This is a genomic window from Microbacterium gorillae, from assembly GCF_000826185.2.
Classification (GTDB): domain Bacteria; phylum Actinomycetota; class Actinomycetes; order Actinomycetales; family Microbacteriaceae; genus Microbacterium; species Microbacterium gorillae.
In genome coordinates this window covers 1,408,115-1,427,894 of sequence record NZ_LN648875.1, presented here as the reverse complement: position 1 = coordinate 1,427,894, position 19,780 = coordinate 1,408,115, and the positions used below count along the sequence as shown (strand labels likewise).

The window sequence follows — 19,780 nt, the reverse complement described above, 5'->3', positions numbered from 1 at the left end:
CTCAGTCGGCGGCAGGAGCGGCGACCCCTCCCGGCCGCATGGACCGCAGCGGATAGCGCCCCACGCGCTTGGTGATCTGGGCCGCGATACCGCGCATGGCGGGCAGGTGTCCGGCCAGTGTCCCGGCAAGATCGGTCGTGACGACGAGTCCGAGCGCGGCGCCCACGCCGCCACCGGACTGCATCACCGGCACCGCGATCGAGGCCGATCCGAGCGTCACCTCGTCCACCGTCAGCGAGTAGCCGGCGTGACGGATCTGCTCCAGTTCCGCGCGCAGCGCAGCGGGGTCGGTGACCGTCCGCGGAGTGCGCGCGGACAACGGCTGGGCGATCAGCGCGTCGCGAACCCAGTCCTCCTCGAATGCCAGCAGCACCTTGCCGACGGCGGTGGCGTGCAGCGGCAGACGTCCGCCCACGCGCGAGGTCTTCGGCACGCGTCGGGTGCCGTAGACCCGGTCGATGTAGAGCACCTCGCCACCGTCACGGATCGCCAAGTGGACGGTCTCCCGCGTCAGCGTGTAGAGGTCCTGGAGCAGCGGACGGGACAGCTCACGCACCTGCGAACCGGCGTGCTGGCCCAGCTCCCACAGGCGCAGTCCGATCTGGTAGCGGCCGTTGTCGTCGCGCTGGACCGCACCCCATTCCTCCAGCTCGGCCAGGAGCCGATGCGCAGTGCTGAGCGCGAGCCCCGTCTCCGCGCTGACCTCGGTCAGGCTCCGCGGCGCGAGGGAGCCCTCGAAGACCGCGAGGATCGACAGCACCCGCCCGGTCACGCTCTTCACCGGCGTCTTCTCGCTCACGCATCCCACTTCCGCTCATCGGAAGCGTAGTCGTCGGTGACGACGACACGTCCGAGAATCTGCGGATGACCATCTCACCTCGCCTGGACCGCGACGTCCGGGAGCACCTGCCCCAGCCGGACGCGCTCACCGACGTGGTGACGCTGAGCCCCGAGGACGACGCGGTGTGGCGCCACGCGGTGCCGTACCTCCAGGTGCGCGACAACGACTCCCATACGGTCCACGCCTACGGCATCGCGCGGGCCCTGCTCGCGGACGTCCCCTCCGCGGATCCCGCCGTGGTGCTGCCGGCCATCCTGCTGCACGACATCGGCTGGTCCACGGTGCCGGACGCCGAGGTGCTGGAGGCGATCGCGCCCGGCGGCGGTCGGCCCGACCTGGTCCGCCGTCACGAGGTGGAGGGCGCCCGCATCGCGACACAGATCCTCCTCGAACTCGGCTTCGCGCACGAGCGCATCGAGGCGATCACGGCCATCATCGACGGACACGACTCCCGCCTGCACGCGCTGAATCCGAGCGACGCCGTCGTGAAGGACGCGGACAAGCTCTGGCGAGTCACGCCCCACGGACGGTGGATCGTGCGCGGCTGGTTCGACCTGTCCGCTGAGGAGTCACTGCACCTGACCGCCGTGCGCGTGCAGGACAGCCTGTTCACCGAGCCCGGCCGCACGATGGCGCGCGTCCTCACCGCCCTCGGCTCCATCGAGGTCTCCCCCCAGCTCCGCGCCCTCGGCTGATCAGAACGGCGCGATCAGCGACCGACGCCGCGCGGTGGAGCGGTGGACGCCCGCACCACCAACTCGGTGGGCAGGGTGATGTCCGCGGTCGGATCACCGTTCAGCAGCGCGAGGAGGGACGCCGCCGCGGCCTCACCCTTCGCGTCGATGTCCTGGCGCACGGTGGTCAGCGGCGGTGTCACGCGCGCGGCCAGCGGGCTGTCATCGAAGCCGATGACGGAGAGGTCCTCCGGGACGCGCAGGTCGTGGTCTCGCGCCTGGTCGATGATCTCCAGCGCCGCGCGGTCGGAGAAGGCGAGGACGGCCGTCGGCGGCTGATCCAGCAACGCGTCGATCCGATCGCGGAGGATGTCATCCACGTCGTGTCCCGGCGTGCCGATGACCCGCGGACGAACTCCCGCGGCGGACAGCGCCGCGCCCCAACCGGCCAGTCGGCGGCCGATCGCGTCGTCGACGGCGTCCCGACCGTGCGCCTCGGACAGCGGTTCGCCGGCGGCGTTGACGGAGGTCACCACGAGAGCGATGTCACGGTGACCGAGATCCAGAAGGTGCTGCGCCGCCTCGCGCGCGCCCAGTGCGTCATCGAGGTTCACGCGCGGCTCGTCCGCGATCGGCGTGCTCTCCACGGTCACCAGAGGCAGGTGCCGCTCGCGCAGTGCCGTCACGCCGCTCGCACGAGGCACACACGAGTAGACGATGGCGCCGTCCATCGCGACGTCCCGCGCGGGGTTGCGTCCGTCCGCGGTGGAACCGTGCAGCAGCACGAGCGAGTAATTCGCATCGGCGAGCTTCCCGGCGACGGCGCGAACGAAGCCGACGGCGACGTCATCGGTGAAGGCGTCGCGCGGCGAGTCGGTCAGGACCATTCCGATCACCCCGGTGCGTCCGCGTGCGAGCGCTCGTCCGGCGGGATCGGGTCCGGCGTAGCCGACGCGCTCCGCGACGGCGAGAATCCGCTCGCGCAGCTCGGCGGAGAGCTGGTCGGGGCGCGAGAACGCATTCGAGACCGTCATGCGACTCACGCCGACCTCGTCGGCGATCGTCTGCAGCGTCGCGCGTGCCATCCCGCTCCCTCCGTCCTCCCCATCCTCTCCCATGGCGAAGATGACGGCGGACCGCGGCGCGGGCCTCAGCCGATCGTTCGGGACGGCACGCATGCCGGCGTCGGCTCGACGGCGGCGGCCATGCGCCGCAGCAGTCCGGCGAGTCGGAACCGACGGCGTCGGCGACGCTCGATCCGCGCCAGTCGGCGATAGCGCGCGTCGTTCGTCACGAGCGCCGCGCGGCGTGCGTCCTCGTGCGGACCACGTGCGGCCGCGCTCTTCTCGGCGGCCATCAGGGCCGGGATTCCACTGGGATCAATCGTCACGTCAGCCTCCTTCTATATCGGTACAGATGAAACTACTGTGCCGATATAGAAGACGTCAAGCGCGGGCGTCCACAGGCGGAGTGCGTCGACGGAATCAGCCCGCGGACAGTCGCGCCTGGAGGTCCTCGTGCCAGCGCTCGATGCGTTGCTGCGCGAAGGTCGTGCTCAGCTCGTCACGCAGGTCCGGGCGATCCCACCAGAACCGCACCACGCAGTAGAAGAGCAACGGGTGGACGTCCTTGAACGACAACTCGAGCAGCACCTCTTCACCGTTGCGCAGGGTCAGGCGGATGTCCGGTGTGACATCGTCACTGTCGCGGTCTGTGACGATGGTGGTCGGCGTGATGTCCGCGATCTCCTCCCACGGCCACGCGGAGATGCCCTCCAGAAGGTGACGAGACACGCCGTTCCGACCGACGGCGATGCCCACATCGTGCTTGCCGAACGTTCGACTGTTCCGTCGGATCAGAGCGCTCTTCACTCCGGCGTTCACGAAGACCGCGGCCACCGCGACGTTCACCGCGACCAGGACGAGCGCCCACAGCGTGGAACCGCCGGCCGCGATCGCGAGGACAGCACCCCACCCGGCGAGCCCGATCGCCGGAACACCGGTGATGAGGAGACAGATCGCATACCAAGCGCTGTGCCTCATTTCCGGCACGTAGTGCACCCAGCTGTCAACGGGGCGATCGGCCCCGACGGACATCGCCATCGCGTTCACGAAGCGCGGAACACCCTGTTCACCGCCGCTGCGCAGGAACACGACGGAGAGGCAGAGTCCCAGCAGCAGGAACGCAAAGGTCCACCACAGCCCGGGCCAGGTGCTGCCGTCGGCCAAGCTCGTGACCGTCAGACCGAGAACGACGACCCACGCGATCACGAAGACGGCGACCGTGAGGATCCGCGGCCCACGGCCGCGCCGCAGCGGCCAGTCTGGCGGCAGCGGGTACGGAAGGGACTCGGACACGGGATCAATTCCACCACAGGTATTAACCGGATTCACCCGCTCGATCAGGGGATGAGGGCGCGCGCAGCCTCCGCCGCGACATCCAGCACACGTTCCTCACCGAGCAGGCCCCAGGTCGAGATCCCACCCCCGAGCACGGAGTCGAAATGGAGTGCCGCGGCGAAGGGGTCCCGCACCCCGGCGCGAGCGAAGTGGTGCGCGAGGAAGTCCAGCCACTCGCGTTTGAACGCCCGCACCCGATCCGCGACGACGCCGTTCTGGCCCGCGTACTCCACACCCGTAGTGACGAGGAAACACCCGCCTGGGAACACATGCCGCTTCGCGTATGAAAGCCACGCATCCACCACAGCGTGCAGCCGAGCGGCTCCGGCCGGGCTGCCCGCGGTCGGTCCCAGCACCTCCGTGAGGTAGATCTCGCGGGCCGCCGCGACCGTCGCCTCGAGAACTCCTTCGCGAGACCCGAAGGCGGTGAGGATGCCGCTCTTACTCACACCGGTGCGTGCGGCGAGCTCGCCGAGTGTTGTTCTCTCCAATCCCCAGAGCGTGGCGTCCATCGCGGCCCGCGTCGCCACGAGTCGACGCGTCGCCTCGCCTCGAGCCCGGCGCCCATCAGCCTTCTCCACGCCCTGATTTTATCCGCACGATCGGTCGCATATGCCCGTGCGCCGGGGCAAACTACCGGCACGATCGGACGGAAAGATGACGTAATGCCAGATCAACAGTGTTTTGCATACTGTGGCGTCTCGTCGATCCCCTGCTGGCCCCGGAATGACGAACGCCCCTCCTCCCGAAGGAGAAGGGGCGTTCGGTGCGTGTCGCGATTACTTCGCGGCGACGACCTGCAGCGTGATCGTGGCGGTCACGTCGTCGGTCAGACGAACGGTGGCGGTGCGCTCACCCGTCGACTTGATCGGCGAGGCGATGACGATCTTGCGCTTGTCCAGCTCACCGAGACCGGCGGCCTTGACGGCGTCGGCGACATCGGCGGTCTTGACCGAACCGAACAGGCGTCCCTCGGCGCCGGCCTTGACGGCCAGACGAACCTTGGCGCCCTCGATCGCGGTCTTCAGAGCCACAGCGTCCTCGTGGACGTGGATCGCGCGAGCCTGACGTGCGGCCTGGATCGAAGCGACCTGCTTCTCTCCACCACGCGTCCAGTTCACGGCGAAGCCCTGCGGAACGAGGTAGTTACGGGCGTACCCGTTCTTGACCTCGACAACGTCACCGGCGCTACCCAGCCCGGCGACCTCATTCGTGAGAATCAGCTTTGCCATCGGGTGCTCCTTAGCGGCCAGCGCCGGCGTAGGGCAGGAGCGCCATTTCGCGGGCGTTCTTGATCGCCTTGGCGATCAGACGCTGCTCCTGCACCGAGACACCGGTGATACGACGGGCGCGGATCTTGCCACGCTCCGAGATGAACTTGCGAAGCGTCGCGACGTCCTTGTAGTCGATGACGCCGACGCGGATGGACTTCGCGGGAGCGGCGTTCTTAGCGCCCTTCCGCGGCTTGCGGCGATCGCCGCTCGACTTTCCAGCCATGTTGGTTTCCTTAAAAGTGAGTGATCGATCCGTCGGTCAGACGGATCAGAACGGGGTGTCGTCGCCGTAGGACCCGGGGGTCGCCCATGCGTCGGCGCCGGAGGACGAACCGGGCGTGGACCACGGCTCCTCCGAGGCGACGGCCTGCTGCTGACGCGGCTGGCCTCCGCCGTAGTTGCCTCCGCCGCCGCCGGAAGAGGCGGCACGGGTGACCTGGGCGGTCGCATAGCGCAGCGAGGGGCCGATCTCGTCGACCTCCAGCTCGATCGCGGTGCGGTTGTTGCCCTCGCGGTCCTGGTAGGAGCGCTGCTTCAGGCGACCCGACGCGATCACGCGCGAGCCCTTCGTCAGCGATCCGGCGACGTGCTCGGCGAACTCCCGCCACACCGACGCGCGAAGGAACAGCGCTTCGCCGTCCTTCCACTCGTTCGCCTGACGGTCGAACGTGCGCGGGGTCGACGCGATCGTGAAGTTCGCCACCGGCAGGCCGTTCTGCGTGTAACGCAGCTCGGGGTCAGCGGTGAGATTGCCCACGACGGTGATGATGGTTTCGCCGGCCATCGTCGTTACGCGTCCTTCTTCGCAGCCTTGGGCTTGCGAGCGGCCTTCTCCTCGGCGCGCTTGGCCTCGGCAGCCACCTGAGCGATGGCCTCCTCGGCACGCAGCACCTTGGTGCGCATGATGAGCTCGCTCAGCTTGAGCTGGCGGTCGAGCTCCTGCGTGGCCTCGCTGGTCGCGGTGAAGTCGACGACGGCGTAGATGCCCTCGTTCTTCTTCTGGATCTCATATGCGAGCCGGCGCTTGCCCCAGACGTCGACCTTGTCAATCGAGCCACCATCGTTGGTGATGACCTTCAGGAACTTGTCGAGGTTGGGGGCGACCTGGCGCTCGTCGATCTCAGGGTGAAGGATCACCATCAGTTCGTACTGGTGCGTCACGGACCCACCTCCTTCGGACTATCGGCGACCGGGCATCTCCCGGCCGCAGGAGGGTGTGTTGCACGTGCCAGGGCACAGATGTGCCCGGGCAACCGGAACAGTCTAGCGCATGCGGCCGAGTGCCGCCCGTTCCGGACCCGGACGGACCCCGACGGTATCGCGGCAGGCTCTGCGCACGCGCAGTGGGTGTCCTGCATGAGCCCGTGCCGACATGACACATCACCGCAGGGATCCTTTGGAAGTCCTGAGAGCGATGGCGCGACCCCCGGTCCTGTTCCAGGATGCGAGCGGGGACACTTCCGATCGGAGGTCCAGGACCGCGACGACGATGTTGGCGGTCCGAGGAAGGAGGCCATCGTGTGCATCGACTACGCCACGGACGGCCCGATCGCCTTGATCACCGTGGGGCACACGACGCCCCGTCCGGTGAGCGCGATCCAGGAGCTGCTGACGCACTTCCAGCACGACTCCGCGGTGGGAGCTGCCGTCATCTCCGGGAACTTCGCCTTCGACGATCCCGCCATGCCGCCGGACCTCGACCGCGCCGTCCCGGGCGGCAAGCCGGTCATCGCGGCGATCGAGGGTGTGTGCGCCGCCGACGGACTGGCTCTCGCGCTCGGCTGCGACCTCCGCCTCTGCGCGCCGGATGCGACCTTCGTCATGCCGGTGCTGGAAGCGGCACCGGTGGGAGCGGCCGCGAATGCGGCCACGCACCTGGTCGGTGTCGGACACGCGCTGGAGCTGCTGCTCAGCGGCGAGTCCTTCGACGCGGAGTGGGCGGTCAGCACCGGGCTGGTGGATGCGATGGCCGGAAGTGGTGCGGTCACGCACGACGCGCGCGTACTGGCGGAGCGCGCCGCGCTGTCCGGGATGCGTCCCGGCCTCGATCGCACCGTTCCGCACCGCTACAGCCGCATGCGCACGCTCATCGCGGCGTGAGGAGAGCGGACCCGCCCGCGGTCACGATCACCCGTCTGCCACGCGCTCGAGGACGAAGTGGTAGAACCGGCCGTCCGGTCCCGCGGCACGCCGGCCCGTCATCACGCCGAGCACGCGGTCGGCGTCCAAGCGCGCGAACAGGTCGATGATCGGGCGGCTGTCATAGGCCATTGCCGCGGTGGTGAGACCGTCGTGCACGGCGGTGAACAACCGGGCGGTATCCGCCTCGTCAGAGAGCGAGCCGTCCGGGCGTCGGCACACCAGGGGGATGACGTGGTCGTCATCGATGAAGCGCTTGCCGTACCAGCGGGTCCCCTCCAGCAGGCGGTGAGCGGGGTGATCCGGGCTGAGTCCGCGTCCGCGCCAGAGCCCGCGCAGCTCACGGGGAGCCACGGCCGGCAGGGAGCGCCACAGCCGCGCGAGATCGTCCTGGGACAGCGCCTCCGGTGCCACCGGAGCGACCGGTTCCCGTGCGCCGTCCTCACCCAGGAGCAGGACCGGTTTGATCACGCGGCCGGCACGCAGGTCCTCCACGGCCCGATCGACGTCGGTGAAGTCGTAGGTGGTGATGAAGCGCTGCACCGGGAGACGGCCGGCGCGCCAGAGGGCGGCGAGCAGCGGCACATCGCGGCGGGTGTCCGCGTCACCCTCGATCACGCCGGTGATCGCCCGGCCCCGGAGGAGGCGCGATTGCGACAGGAGCATGTCGTTCGCTCCGGGCCGCAGCGCGACGGTGGCCACGACGCCACCCGGACCGATCGCGCCGAGGGCCGCGGAGATCGCCTCCTGACTGCCGACGGTGTCGATCGCGTGCGTCACATCGGACATCCCGGACAGCTCCGCGGGATCCCACGCCCCCGTCGCGCCGAGCTCGCGCGCCAGGTCGCGCCGCTCCGCCAGCGGCTCGACCACCACGATCCGGCGGACCCCGCGATGTGCGGCGGCCAGGATGGCCGACAGACCGGTCGTGCCCGCGCCGATGACCAGCAGCGCGTCGTCCGGGTCCGGTCGCAGCACATTCAGCACGGTCCCCGCACCGGTGAGCACGCCGCAGCCGAAGGTGGCGGCGACGGCCCACGGGATGTCGTCGTCGATCACCACCGCGCTGGAGGCCGGCACGACCACGTGCGTGGCCCAGGACGACTGCGACATCCACCCGGTGACCAGTGGACCCGACGCCGCCTCGGCGTCGGAGCGGTGCGCATGATTGAGCTGCGCGAAGCACCGACAGGACGCCGGGTGCCCGTTCCGGCACGCCGGGCACGTGCCGCATGAAGCGAAGCTGAGCACCACGCGGTCGCCGGCGGCGAGGTCCGTCACGTCCGCACCCACGCGCTCGATGGTGCCCGCCCCCTCGTGCCCGAAGACGCCGGGGAAGCGCTCGCCCGCCCCACCGGCGATTCCGAACAGGTCGGTGGGGCACACCCCGCTCGCGGCGATGCGGACCAGCACCTCGCCGGGGCCGGGCGGGCGCACCCGCACGGCGGCGACGGTGACGGATCCGCCGCGCTCGCTGACGAGCGCGGCCCGACCCTGAACCACGCCTATGCCGGCGCCAGCGCGCGATCACTCGTGCGCAGGGCGACCTTGTTGACCTTGCCGGCGGCGTTGCGCGGCAGCGCGGGGACGACGGCGAGGTCCGTCGGCTGCTTGAAGCGCGCCAGCTTGTCCCCGAGCCACTCCTGCAGCTGCGCGATCGTGAGCGTCTGCCCCGGCACGAGGGCGATCGCCGCCACGGGAACCTCACCCCACTTCTCGTCCGCGCGACCGTAGACCGCGGCTTCGAGGATCGCCGGATGCGCCGCCAGGACGTTCTCGACTTCCGCGCAGTACACGTTCTCGCCGCCGGAGATGATCATGTCCTTCTTCCGGTCCACCACCCAGACGAAGCCCTCCTCGTCCTGACGCACGAGGTCACCGGAGTGGAACCACCCGCCCTCGAACGCCGCGGCGGTCTCCTCCGGCTTGCGCCAGTAGCCCTTCATCAGGTTCGGGCCTCGGTAGACGATCTCACCGACCGTGCCCCGGGGGACGTCCTGCAGATCCTCATCGACCACGCGGTACTGCAGCGTCGGGATCGGACGACCGACGCTGCCGAGCTTGCGCAACGAATCCTCGCCGCCGAGCGCACACGTGATCGGCGTCATCTCGGTCTGGCCGAACACCGCGACGTTCGTGGCGTGCGGGAAGCAGTCGGCCATCTGCCGCAGCAGCGTCTCGGACGCCGGGGCCGCGCCCCAGCTGATGATCCGCAGGTGCAGGTCGCGTTCCGCGATCGTCGGGTCCGCGCAGATGACCTGCCACTGCTGGGGAACGTTGAACACGATGGTCGCCCGCTCCTTCTCCCAGGTGTCCAGCAGATCGGTCGGGTTGAACGCCCCGAGCGGGTGGATGACGGTCGGGATGCCGATGACGAAGTTCGGGGCGATCGAACCGAGGCCGGCGATGTGGAACAGCGGCGCGGTCAGGAATGAGATGTCCTCCTCGTCGAAGACCTGGTTCACGCGGACCAGGGTCAGCGACTGCGCGAACAGGTTGATGTGGTCGAGCATCGCCCCCTTCGGTCGCCCGGTCGTGCCGGAGGTGTACATGATCAGGCAGGTCGTGTCCTCCGCGACGTCCGGAGCCTGGAAGCCGTCGAGGTCCTCCGCGACGAGGTCCGCCCACGCCTCCTGCCCCTCGCCGGCCCCACCGATCACGATGACGCGACGGATCCGATCGGTCAGCTGCGCCACGGCCCCGACGAGCGGGGCCAGGGGCTGCTCGACGATGAGCACGCTCGCGTCGGCGTCATCGACGATGTAGGCGATCTCGGCGGGGGTGAGTCGAATGTTGATCGGCACCGCGATGGCGCCGAGTCGGTTGACGGCGAAGACCGACAGCACCACTTCGGGTCGGTTCAGCGTGAGCAGCAGCACCCGATCTCCGGCCCTGACCCCGCGACGCGCGAGCGCCGCGGCGAGGGCGTCCATCCGTTCGCTCGCCTGCGCCCACGTGGTGGTCTCGCCCAGGTAGCGGAAGGCGGGAGCGTCCGGCTTGTTCTGCGCGTGGGTCGCGACCTGGTTCATCCAGTGATTGCGGCGGACGGTTGCGGGGATGCTGCTCGGCTCGGTCATGGCGGGTCCCTCTCATACGTCTTCGTAGCGATGCCGCATCGTCGCGGTATCCGGGCTCGCGGTCGAGTATGCCAGCGATCGTGACGGAAGTCACGCATTTTGTTAATGACGATTCACATGTCGACCAGCGTTCGAAGTGAACCGCCGCTCACCACGCGGAAGGTAGGCTGGCGGCATGTCGACCACCGTGGATCCCGCCGCGCCGCGCGTCCGGCCGCGGGACCGCAAGCAGCGGATCGAGGAGGCGGCGGCCCTCGCGTTCGCACGCCAGGGCTATCACGCCGTCGGCATGCAGGACATCGCGGCGGCGGTCGGCATCTCCGCGCCGGCGCTCTACCGCCACTTCCCGAACAAGTACGCGCTGTTCGCCCGCACGGCCTTCGTGCTCGCACATCGACTCATCGAGGACTCCGATGCGGCGGCCGCGCTCCCGATCGGGACGCCGGCGCAGGCGCGTGCGGCGCTGGAGGCCCTGCTGGACGCCGCGATCAGCACCACGATCGAACTCCGCGCGACGGGCGGCATCTATCGCTGGGAGGCGCGCTACCTGAACCCGCAGGACCGTCGGCGCATGCGCGGCGAGTTCGACGCGCTCCGGGAGCGGTTCGCGCGGGCGCACCGCGTGGCGCGTCCGGAGGTGAGCGAGGCGGACCGTCGATTTCTCGTGCTCGGCGCGCTGAGCGTCGCCGCCGGCATCACGTCCCACCGCACCGTGCTCGCGGTTCGCCCGCTGCGGACCCTCCTGCGCGAGGCGGCGTGGCGGGTCCTCGACAGCGAACCGGCGGTCACTGACACCACGGCGCCCGTGCCCGCTCCCGCAGATCAGCCCGTGGATGCGGGACGCCGCGTGCGGCTGGCGGAGGCCGCCGTCCGCCTCTTCGCGAAGCGGGGGTACAACGAGGTCACGATCGAGGACCTCGCGCTCGAAGTCGACCTCACGCCGTCCGGGGTCTACCGGCACTACGACGGCAAGGCCGCTCTGCTGCTGGCCGCATGCGAACGCGCTGCGGCCGAGCTGGACGGTTCCGTCCGTGCGGCCCGAGCGACCGCCCCGGACCCGGTGACGGAGCTGCGGGCACTGTGCCGCGCGTACATCGACTACACGTTCGCGCACCTCGGGCTCATGCGGGTCTACTTCTCCGAGATCGGAAACCTCGGCCCGGACGAGCAGCGTCGACTGCGCGCCGTGCAGCGCGCGCATGTGGACGAGTGGGTGGAACTGCTGCGAGCGGTGCGGCCGGAGCTCCCCGAGCGGGAGGCAACCGTGCTCGTGCACGCCGGCCTCAACGTCGTGTCCGACCAGGCTCCGCTGCTCGCGGATCGGGATGCCGCCGCGGCCTCCCGACTCGCGCGGCTCGTGGAGACGGTGCTCGGTATCCGCTGACGCGGCCGGTTCAGCGCCCCTTGCCGTGCAGCATCGGGATCATCCGCTCGGCGAGGTGCATGTCGCGCGGTGTCCGCTCCAGAGTGAGCAGATTCAGCACGGCCTTGCTCGCCTGCCGAGCGACCGACTTGGGCGTGCTGAACTCCCGCAGACCGTCGGCGCCGTGGATGCGGCCGAAGCCGGATCCGCGGCGTCCGCCGAACGGGAGCGCACCGATCGCCGCGAAACCGAGGACCGAGTTGATCGTGACGACGCCGGACACGAGCCGGCTCGCGATCCGTTCGCCGGTGCGGCGATCCTTCGTGAACACCGCTGCGCCGAGACCGTAGTCCGTCGCGTTCGCCCGAGTGACCGCGTCGTCGAGATCCGCCACCGTGTTGATCACCACGGTGGGCCCGAACGTCTCCAGCCGGACGGCGTCGGCGTCCTCGGGCACGTCCACGAGCACGACCGGATCCACCGTGCGCCCGTGCACGGCATCCGGACCACCCAGGACGGCGGTCCCGCCACGAGCGAGCGCGTCCGCGATGTGCGCGGCGACGACCTCCGACTGGGATTCGAGCGTCATCGGGCCGTATGTCGCATCGTCACCGGCCGTGCGGATGCGCTCGGCGCGCTCACGCACCTTCGCGATCAGCTGATCCCGGACGGGCGCCTCGACGTACACGCGCTCGACACCGACGCACGTCTGTCCGGCGTTGCCGAACGCCCCGAACGCGATGAAGTCCGCCGCCTGGTCCAGGTCGGCGTCCGCAGCCACGATCAGCGCGTCCTTTCCGCCGCACTCGGCGACCAGCGGGGTGAGCGTCTGCGCACACGCGGCCATCACGCGCTTCGCGCTGCTCGTCGATCCGGTGAACGCGATCTTGTCGACGCCGGCGGAGACCAGGTGCGCACCCGTGCTCCGATCCCCCGTCACGACCTGCAGGACGGGCGTCGCGCAGACCTCGCGCCACTTCTCGGCGACCCAGACCGCCGTGCCGGGGGTCAGTTCGCTCGGCTTGAACACGATCGCGTTGCCGGCCGCGAGCGCGTACGAAATCGACCCCATGGGTGTGTAGAAGGGATAGTTCCAGGGTCCGATCACGCCGACCACACCGTACGGCTCGTACCCTACGGATGCGCGCTGGTTGTAGCTGGCCAGGCCGGACGGGACGCGTCGCCGACGCAGCACCTTCGCCGCGTGCTTGGCCGCCCAGTCCAGGTGCCCGAGCGTCAGCATGACCTCGAGCAGCGCGTCGCCGCTGGGCTTGCCGGTCTCCCGTGCGATCACGGCGGCGAGCTCGCCCGCGTCGCGGGCGATCGCCCCCGTGAACGCCAGCAGCAGCTTCCGGCGGCCCGCGAAGCCCTGATCTCGCCACCAGCGCGCGGCGTCGCGGCCGGCGCTGACCGCGGCGCGCACGGCGGCCTCGTCGGCGAGCGGATGGACGGCGATCACGGAACCGTCGCGCGGGTCCGTCGTGGTCAGTCCGTCGGTGGGGTCGGCCGTGAGCGTCATGTGCTCCTCCATCTCGATCGAGATCTCGTCCTTGAGTGAGAAGTTAACGGTCATTCACACTAGCGCGCGGCATCCGAGCGGCACAAGAGGATTTCGAATCTCCGTTAGAATGAGCGACGGAGGCCGCCCGGTCCTCCGGGGAGGCAGCCGTGGCACAGGGCGAGGACGGCGCGACGCAGAAGTCGCAGCGCACACGACAGCGGATCCTCGATGCCGCGGCGCAGGTTCTCAGCCGCAAGGGATACGCCGGGATGCGACTGACCGACGTCGCCGAGGTCGCCGGGCTGCAGGCGCCGGCGATCTACTACTACTACGCCTCCCGCGACGACCTCGTCGAGGAGGTCATGTGGGCCGGCGCGCACCGGGTCCGCGAGCATGTCGAGGCGGTCGTCGGCGACATGTCCGACGCGACGGCGCTGGAGCGCATCCTCGCAGCCGTCGATGCGCACCTGCGCTACGAGCTGCAGATCTCCGACTACACCACCGCGTCCATCCGCAACGCCGGCCAGGTGCCGGAGCACCTCCGTGTGCGACCCGCGGCCGAGGAAGCGGCGTACAGCCGCATCTGGCGCGATCTGTTCCACACCGCGCAGGACGCCGGTGAACTGCGAGCGGACCTGGACATCAACATCTTCCGGCTCCTGCTGCTCGGCTCGATGAACTGGGCCGTGGAGTGGTGGAATCCGCGCACGCGGAGTCTCGACGAACTCGTCCGCTCGACGCAGGACATGGTCCGCTTCGGCGCCGGAGCCTGACGCCCGCTCAGCACCCGGGGCGCGATCGGGTCAGGAGAACTGGGCCAGACGCGCGGCGAGGACCGCGTGAGCGTCCGCGACGGTGCGGCGAACGACCTCACCGGCGGCCGGGATGTCGTGGATGAGCCCCTGCACGAGCCCGACGGTCCAGATGCCGGCCTCGATGTCGCCGTCCTCGAACACCTTCCGTCCGCGCACTCCCGCGACGAGCGGCTGCACGTCCGGGAACTGTCCGCCGGCGGCGAGGATCTGCACGACCTCGTCGGAAACGGTGTTCTTCGCCACCCGGGCGGTGTTGCGCAGCGACCGGAAGATGAGGTTCGTGTCCAGCTCGCTCGCCGCGACGATGCGCTCCTTCACCGCCTGCGCGATCGGCGACTCCACGGTGCACATGAAGCGCGTGCCCATGTTCACGCCGTCGGCCCCGAGCGCGAGCGCGGCCGCCAATCCGCGCCCGTCCGCGAACCCCCCGGACGCGATGAACGGGATGGACAGCGCGTCGGCGGCGGCGGGGATGAGCACGAGCCCCGGCACATCGTCCTCGCCCGGATGACCGGCGCACTCGAAGCCGTCGGTGGACACCGCCGTCACACCGACCTTCTCCGCTTTCAGCGCATGCCGCACACTGGTGCACTTGTGGATCACGCGGATGCCGGCGTCGCGGAACATGTCCATGTGCGGTTCCGGGTTCGCACCGGCGGTCTCCACGATCGTGATGCCGGCATCGATGATCGCCCGCCGGTACTCGTCGTACGGCGGCGGAGTGATCGACGGCAGGATCGTGAGATTCACACCGAACGGCTTGTCGGTGAGGGTCCGCGCCCGCTCGATCTCGCGGACGAGGTCGGCGGGCGTGGGCTGCGTGAGGGCGGTGATCATCCCGAGACCCCCGGCGTCGGACACCGCCGCCGCCAGTTCCGCGCGGCCGACCCACATCATGCCGCCCTGCACCACCGGATGATCGATGCCGAGCGCCTCGGTGAAGCGCGTCCGCAGGCGCGGGCTGGTCGAGGTCGCAGCGTCCATGTCGTTGGTCTCCTTCTGCTCGGTCATGCGTAGATCTCGCCGGCGTCGGCCTTCGCGACCAGCGAGGCCGGCGGCAGGAAGTGGTCGCCGTAGCGCTCCGCGAGCTCGCGGGCGCGAACCACGAAGCCCGCCGGACCCCCGTCGTACTGGTTGATGTACTGCAGCACGCCGCCGGTCCAGGCCGGGAACCCGATGCCGTAGATGGAGCCGATGTTGGCGTCCGCGACGGAGGTGAGCACGCCCTCGTCCAGGCACCGGACCGTGTCCAGCGCCTCGGCGAACAGCATGCGCTCCTGCAGGTCGCGCAGCGGCAGCACGGTGCGTCCGGAGCCGTAGTGCTCGCGCAGCCCCGGCCAGATCCCGGTTCGGCGCCCGGACTCGTCGTACTCGAAGAACCCGCCGCCGGCCCGTCGTCCGGGACGCTCGGCGTCCTCGACCATCCAGTCCATGACGGCCTCGGACGGATGCTCGATCCACGTGCCGCCGTCGGCCTCGGTGGCGGCCCGTGTCTCCACGCGGATCTTCCGCGAGAGTGAGATCGTGAGCTCGTCCAGCAGCTGGAGGGCTCCGGCCGGATAGCCCGCCTGCAGCGCGGCCTGCTCCACGGACACCGGCTCGACGCCCTCACCGACGGCGGCGACCGCCTCGGCGACGAACCGCCCGATGACCCGCGACGTGAAGAATCCCCGTCGATCGTTGACGACGATCGGCGTCTTGCGGATCTGCAGCACGTAATCGAACGTCCTCGCCAGGACCTCGTCGGAGGTGTTCGCACCCCGGACGATCTCCACCAACGGCATCTTGTCCACCGGAGAGAAGAAGTGGATGCCGATGACGTCCTCGTGGCGCGTGACGCCCTCGGCCAGCTCCGTGATCGGCAGGGTCGACGTGTTCGACCCGAGCACCGCGTCCGGGCGGACGATGCTCTCGACCTCGGCCAGCACCCGCTGCTTCAGGGGCACGGACTCGAACACCGCCTCGATCACGAAGTCCACCCCGACGAAAGCGCTCGCCTCCGCCGTCGCAGTGATGCGCGCGAGCAGTGCGGCGCTGCGCTCCGGTGTGGTCCGCCCGCGCTGCAGCGCCTTCTCCTCCAGCCCGCGCGCGTAGTCCTTGCCCTTCTCGGCGGCCTCGATGGTGACGTCCTTGAGGACGACCTCGATCCCGGCCTTGGCCGAGACGTAGGCGATCGCGGCGCCCATCATGCCGGCACCGATCACGCCGACCTTCGTCACCGCGCGCTTCGGGATCCCGGTGGGACGACTGCTGCCGGAGGTGATCTGCTGCAGGTCGAAGAAGAACGCTCCGATCATGTTCTTGGCGACCTGACCGTGCGTGAGCTCGACGAGGTAGCGCGTCTCCACCTGGGAGGCGGTGTCGAAGTCGACGTACGCCCCCTCGACGGCCGCGGCCATCGCCGCCCGGGGAGCCGGCATCGGCGCGCCCTTGAGCTGCTTGCGCAGCGTCGCCGGGAACGCGGGCAGCAGCGCGGCCAGTGCGGGCGAGGTGGGGGCGCCCCCGGGCAGCCGGAAGCCCTTCTCGTCCCACGGCTTCACCGGTGCGGGATTCTGAGCGATCCACGCCTTCGCGCGCGGGACGAGGTCCGCGGCATCGTCCACGAGCTCGTCCACGATGCCCGCCGCGAGGGCGTCCCCGGGTGCGAACTTCGTCGCCGGCAGGATCACCTCCGTCAGCGCCCGCTGCAGGCCGAGCATGCGGACCAGACGGGTGACGCCACCGCCGCCGGGCAGCAGGCCCAGCGAGACCTCGGGAACACCGAAGCGGGCGCGGGGGTCGTCGACGATGATCCGGTGGTGGGCCGCGAGCGCGACCTCGAGCCCGCCGCCGAGAGCGGTTCCGTTCATCGCCGCGACGACCGGCTTCCCGAGCCTTTCGAGGCGGCGGAGGTCTGCCTTGACGGCGTTGATGTGGGCCGTCTCCTCGGTCGCTCGGGACGGATCCGCGGCGCGCAGCAGGTTCAGGTCTCCCCCGGCGAACCAGCTCTTCTTCGCCGAGACGAGGATGACGCCCCGAATGCTCTCCCGTTCCGCCTCGAGCCGGTCGGCGGTCGCGTGCAGCGCTGCCGTGAAGTGCTCGTTCATGGTGTTGACCGCGCTGTTCGGGTCATCGAGCGTGATGATGACGTCGCCGTCGGCGTCCTGCTCCCACGCGTAGCCGGTGTCCGTGGTGGTGTCCATCGGTGCTCCTCTCAGATCCGCTCGATGATGGTCGCGATGCCCATGCCCGCACCGACGCACAGCGTCGCCAGTCCTCGGCGCAGGTCCCGGCGTTCCAGCTCGTCGAGCAGGGTGCCGAGGATCATCGCCCCGGTGGCGCCGAGCGGATGGCCGAGCGCGATCGCTCCGCCGTTGACGTTGACCTTCTCGTGCGGGATGTCCAGGTCCTTCATCCACTTCATCACCACCGCGGCGAACGCCTCGTTCAACTCGAACAGGTCGATGTCGACGACCTCGAGTCCGGCCTTCGCGAGCACTTTCCGCGTCGCCGGCGTCGGTCCGGTCAGCATGATCGTGGGCTCGGATCCGGTGACCGCGGTCGCCACGATCCGCGCGCGGGGCGTGAGGCCGAACCGCTCCCCGATCTCGGCACTTCCGATGACGACCAGGGCCGCGCCGTCCACGATGCCGGACGAGTTACCGGCCGTGTGGACGTGGTCGATGCGCTCCACGGCGTGGTACTTCTGCAGCGCGACCGCGTCGAACCCGCCCTGGTCACCGAGCGCGGCGAAGGCGGCCGGGAGCCCCGCCAGCGCGGCTTCATCGGATTCCGGACGGCGATGCTCGTCCGTGTCCAGCAGGATCACGCCGTTCTGGTCCCGGACCGGGATGACCGAGTCGGCGAAGCGCCCCTCGCGCCAAGCCGCCTCCGCCCGTCGCTGGGATTCCGCGGCGTACGCGTCCACGTCGGCGCGTGTGAAGCCCTCGAGCGTTGCGATGAGGTCGGCGCCGATGCCCTGCGGGACGAATGAGAGGTCGTAGTTCGTCGTCGGGTCCTGCGCGTAAGCGCCGCCGTCGGACCCGATCGGCACGCGCGACATGGATTCGACACCGCCGGCGAGCACGAGGTCCTCGAAGCCGGACGCGACCTTCTGCGCGGCCGTGTTGACCGCCTCGAGTCCGGACGCGCAGAAGCGGTTCAACTGCACCCCCGCAACCGTCTCGGGCAGTCCCGCGACCAGGGCGGCGGTCCGGGCGATGTCCCCGCCCTGCTCGCCGACGGGCGAAACCACCCCGAGCACGATGTCGTCGATGGCGGCCGGATCCAGTCCCGGACTGCGCTCGAGGGCGGCGTGGATCAGACCGACGACGAGGTCGACCGGCTTCGTGCCGTGCAGGGAACCGCCGCGATTGCGCCCGCGCGGGGTGCGGATCGCGTCGTAGATGTAGGCCTCGGCCATGGTGTCTCCGCTCAGAGTCCGAGAGAGCGACCGACGATCTCCTTCATGATCTCGGTCGTCCCGCCGTAGATGGTGGTGATGCGTGCGTCCTCGTAGTCACGCGCGATCCGGTACTCGCGCATGTACCCGTACCCGCCGTGCAGCTGCAGGCACCGGTTGACGGTCCCCACGAGCTGCTCGGTGGTCCAGAACTTCGCCGCCGCCGCGTCCTCCGCGCTGAGCGCGCCCGCAACGTGCGCACGGATCGCCTGGTCGATGTACGCGCGGCTGACGCCGGTCGCGGTCGTCATCTCGGCCAGTTCGAACCGGGTGTTCTGGAACGACCCGACCGGTCGGCCGAACGCGGTGCGGTCGGTGACGTAGGCGATGGTGCGCTCCAGCACCCCCTCCGCGGAGGCCACCGCGGCGGCCGCGATCGAGAGCCGCTCCTGCGGCAGATTCCGCATCAGGCCCGCGAACCCGTCACCCTCCGCCCCGAGCAGGTTGGCCGCCGGCACGCGGACGTCCTGGAACACCAGCTCCGAGGTGTCCTGCGCGTGCAGACCGATCTTGTCCAGGTTCCGCCCGCGCGAGAACCCCGCGCTGTCGGCCTCGATCACGAGCAGACTCAGTCCCCGGTGCGGATCGGGTCCGGTGCGCACCGCGGTGACGATCAGGTCGGCGTTCTGCCCGTTGGAGATGAAGATCTTCGATCCGTTGACCAGATAGGCGTTCCCGTCGCGCACCGCAGAGGTGCGGATGCCGGACAGGTCACTGCCGGTGCCGGGTTCGGTCATCGCGACGGCGACGATCAGCTCCCCCGCGGCGATGCCCGGAAGCCACCGCGCCTGCTGCTCGGGGGTGGTCAGGTCGGCGAAGTAGGGGATGACGATGTCATTGGACAGCGCGATACCGGCCATCCCGTCCGACACCGGATGACGCGCGAGTTCCTCGCCCATGATCGCGTTGAAGCGGAAGTCGTGCAGACCGGCACCGCCGTACTCCTCCGCGATCGCATAGCCGAGGATCCCCGCGTCGGCCGCGTGGCGGAAGAGCTCACGATCCACGCGCCCGGCGGCCTCCCATCGGTCCGCGTTCGGACGGGCGTGCTGCTCCACGAACGCGCGCACGACACCCTGGAACTGCCGGTGGTCGTCATCGTAGAGGTCCCGTGTCAGCGCCATCGTCGTGCCTTCCGATCCGCTCTCGCTGCCTCGCGAGGAGCACGTTTTTATTATGCATTAGAATCTGCGGAGCACAACCGAGGATTCCGGCGGGGGTTGCGCGCCACGGATTTCTTATCCACGATTCGAATG

20 protein-coding genes are annotated in these 19,780 nt (G+C 69.8%); 4 read left to right on the top strand and 16 right to left on the bottom strand.

Going from position 1 to position 19,780, the window contains the following annotated elements:
* Position 1 precedes the first annotated feature (1 nt).
* Positions 2-799: an IclR family transcriptional regulator gene (locus BN1193_RS16355; RefSeq protein WP_230206531.1), complete on the bottom strand. Its 798-nt coding sequence runs from the start codon at positions 797-799 to the stop codon at positions 2-4.
* A 65-nt stretch (positions 800-864) separates the two neighbouring features.
* On the opposite strand from BN1193_RS16355, the gene BN1193_RS16350 reads away from it, so the two are divergent.
* Positions 865-1,536 carry an HD domain-containing protein gene (locus BN1193_RS16350; RefSeq protein ID WP_052460886.1) on the top strand — a complete coding sequence of 224 codons (672 nt, stop codon included), beginning with the start codon at positions 865-867 and terminating at the stop codon, positions 1,534-1,536.
* A gap of 14 nt (positions 1,537-1,550) precedes the next feature.
* Here the strand turns inward: BN1193_RS16350 and BN1193_RS16345 are convergent, their stop codons facing one another.
* From BN1193_RS16345 to rpsF, 8 genes are all read right to left on the bottom strand, one after another.
* Positions 1,551-2,600 carry a LacI family DNA-binding transcriptional regulator gene (locus tag BN1193_RS16345; protein WP_040168026.1) on the bottom strand — a complete coding sequence of 350 codons (1,050 nt, stop codon included), beginning with the start codon at positions 2,598-2,600 and terminating at the stop codon, positions 1,551-1,553.
* 65 nt (positions 2,601-2,665) lie between these two features.
* Complete coding sequence (locus tag BN1193_RS16340) at positions 2,666-2,905, bottom strand: hypothetical protein (RefSeq protein ID WP_096788227.1); 240 nt, start codon at positions 2,903-2,905, stop codon at positions 2,666-2,668.
* Positions 2,906-2,999: 94 nt separating this feature from the next.
* Positions 3,000-3,872 (bottom strand): hypothetical protein, encoded by an 873-nt coding sequence (locus BN1193_RS18075; protein WP_040168024.1) that lies wholly within the window; start codon positions 3,870-3,872, stop codon positions 3,000-3,002.
* Between the two features lie 44 nt (positions 3,873-3,916).
* On the bottom strand, positions 3,917-4,495 hold the full coding sequence (locus BN1193_RS16330) for a TetR/AcrR family transcriptional regulator (RefSeq protein ID WP_040168023.1): 579 nt from the start codon (positions 4,493-4,495) through the stop codon (positions 3,917-3,919).
* A 198-nt stretch (positions 4,496-4,693) separates the two neighbouring features.
* Entirely contained in the window at positions 4,694-5,146 is a 453-nt protein-coding gene (rplI, locus tag BN1193_RS16325; protein WP_040168022.1) for a 50S ribosomal protein L9, read from the bottom strand.
* Between the two features lie 10 nt (positions 5,147-5,156).
* The gene (gene rpsR, locus BN1193_RS16320) at positions 5,157-5,411 is read right to left on the bottom strand and encodes a 30S ribosomal protein S18 (RefSeq protein WP_040168021.1); all 255 of its coding nucleotides are present in this window, start codon (positions 5,409-5,411) and stop codon (positions 5,157-5,159) included.
* Positions 5,412-5,456: 45 nt separating this feature from the next.
* Complete coding sequence (locus BN1193_RS16315) at positions 5,457-5,972, bottom strand: single-stranded DNA-binding protein (protein WP_040168020.1); 516 nt, start codon at positions 5,970-5,972, stop codon at positions 5,457-5,459.
* A 5-nt stretch (positions 5,973-5,977) separates the two neighbouring features.
* On the bottom strand, positions 5,978-6,349 hold the full coding sequence (gene rpsF / locus BN1193_RS16310) for a 30S ribosomal protein S6 (protein ID WP_040168019.1): 372 nt from the start codon (positions 6,347-6,349) through the stop codon (positions 5,978-5,980).
* A gap of 357 nt (positions 6,350-6,706) precedes the next feature.
* Here rpsF and BN1193_RS16305 point away from each other — a divergent pair, with 357 nt between their 5' ends.
* Positions 6,707-7,288, top strand: coding sequence for an enoyl-CoA hydratase/isomerase family protein (locus tag BN1193_RS16305; protein WP_052460885.1), 582 nt, complete (start codon positions 6,707-6,709; stop codon positions 7,286-7,288).
* Between the two features lie 27 nt (positions 7,289-7,315).
* On the opposite strand, the gene BN1193_RS16300 is transcribed toward BN1193_RS16305, so the two are convergent.
* Together BN1193_RS16300 and BN1193_RS16295 are read right to left on the bottom strand one after the other, a co-directional pair.
* Positions 7,316-8,830, bottom strand: a complete 1,515-nt coding sequence (locus tag BN1193_RS16300) for an alcohol dehydrogenase catalytic domain-containing protein (RefSeq protein ID WP_052460884.1) — start codon at positions 8,828-8,830, stop codon at positions 7,316-7,318.
* A gap of 2 nt (positions 8,831-8,832) precedes the next feature.
* Entirely contained in the window at positions 8,833-10,404 is a 1,572-nt protein-coding gene (locus BN1193_RS16295; RefSeq protein WP_040168018.1) for a long-chain-fatty-acid--CoA ligase, read from the bottom strand.
* A 175-nt stretch (positions 10,405-10,579) separates the two neighbouring features.
* Here BN1193_RS16295 and BN1193_RS16290 point away from each other — a divergent pair, with 175 nt between their 5' ends.
* Entirely contained in the window at positions 10,580-11,788 is a 1,209-nt protein-coding gene (locus tag BN1193_RS16290; protein ID WP_052460883.1) for a TetR/AcrR family transcriptional regulator, read from the top strand.
* 10 nt (positions 11,789-11,798) lie between these two features.
* On the opposite strand, the gene BN1193_RS16285 is transcribed toward BN1193_RS16290, so the two are convergent.
* Positions 11,799-13,340, bottom strand: coding sequence for an aldehyde dehydrogenase family protein (locus tag BN1193_RS16285; protein WP_230206530.1), 1,542 nt, complete (start codon positions 13,338-13,340; stop codon positions 11,799-11,801).
* A 95-nt stretch (positions 13,341-13,435) separates the two neighbouring features.
* Between BN1193_RS16285 and BN1193_RS16280 the strand changes: the two genes are divergently transcribed.
* Positions 13,436-14,041: a TetR/AcrR family transcriptional regulator gene (locus BN1193_RS16280; protein WP_040168017.1), complete on the top strand. Its 606-nt coding sequence runs from the start codon at positions 13,436-13,438 to the stop codon at positions 14,039-14,041.
* A gap of 30 nt (positions 14,042-14,071) precedes the next feature.
* Here the strand turns inward: BN1193_RS16280 and BN1193_RS16275 are convergent, their stop codons facing one another.
* The 4 genes from BN1193_RS16275 to BN1193_RS16260 are packed head-to-tail and all read right to left on the bottom strand — an operon-like array spanning position 14,072 to position 19,648.
* The gene (locus tag BN1193_RS16275) at positions 14,072-15,094 is read right to left on the bottom strand and encodes an NAD(P)H-dependent flavin oxidoreductase (RefSeq protein WP_326845058.1); all 1,023 of its coding nucleotides are present in this window, start codon (positions 15,092-15,094) and stop codon (positions 14,072-14,074) included.
* The gene (locus BN1193_RS16270) at positions 15,091-17,265 is read right to left on the bottom strand and encodes a 3-hydroxyacyl-CoA dehydrogenase NAD-binding domain-containing protein (RefSeq protein ID WP_040168016.1); all 2,175 of its coding nucleotides are present in this window, start codon (positions 17,263-17,265) and stop codon (positions 15,091-15,093) included. Before BN1193_RS16270 ends, BN1193_RS16275 begins: the two co-directional genes overlap by 4 nt.
* An 11-nt stretch (positions 17,266-17,276) precedes the next feature.
* A complete protein-coding gene (locus BN1193_RS16265) occupies positions 17,277-18,485 on the bottom strand; it encodes an acetyl-CoA C-acetyltransferase (RefSeq protein ID WP_040168015.1) in 1,209 nt (402 codons plus the stop codon).
* A gap of 11 nt (positions 18,486-18,496) precedes the next feature.
* Entirely contained in the window at positions 18,497-19,648 is a 1,152-nt protein-coding gene (locus BN1193_RS16260; protein WP_040168014.1) for an acyl-CoA dehydrogenase family protein, read from the bottom strand.
* Between the last annotated feature and the right edge of the window lie 132 nt (positions 19,649-19,780).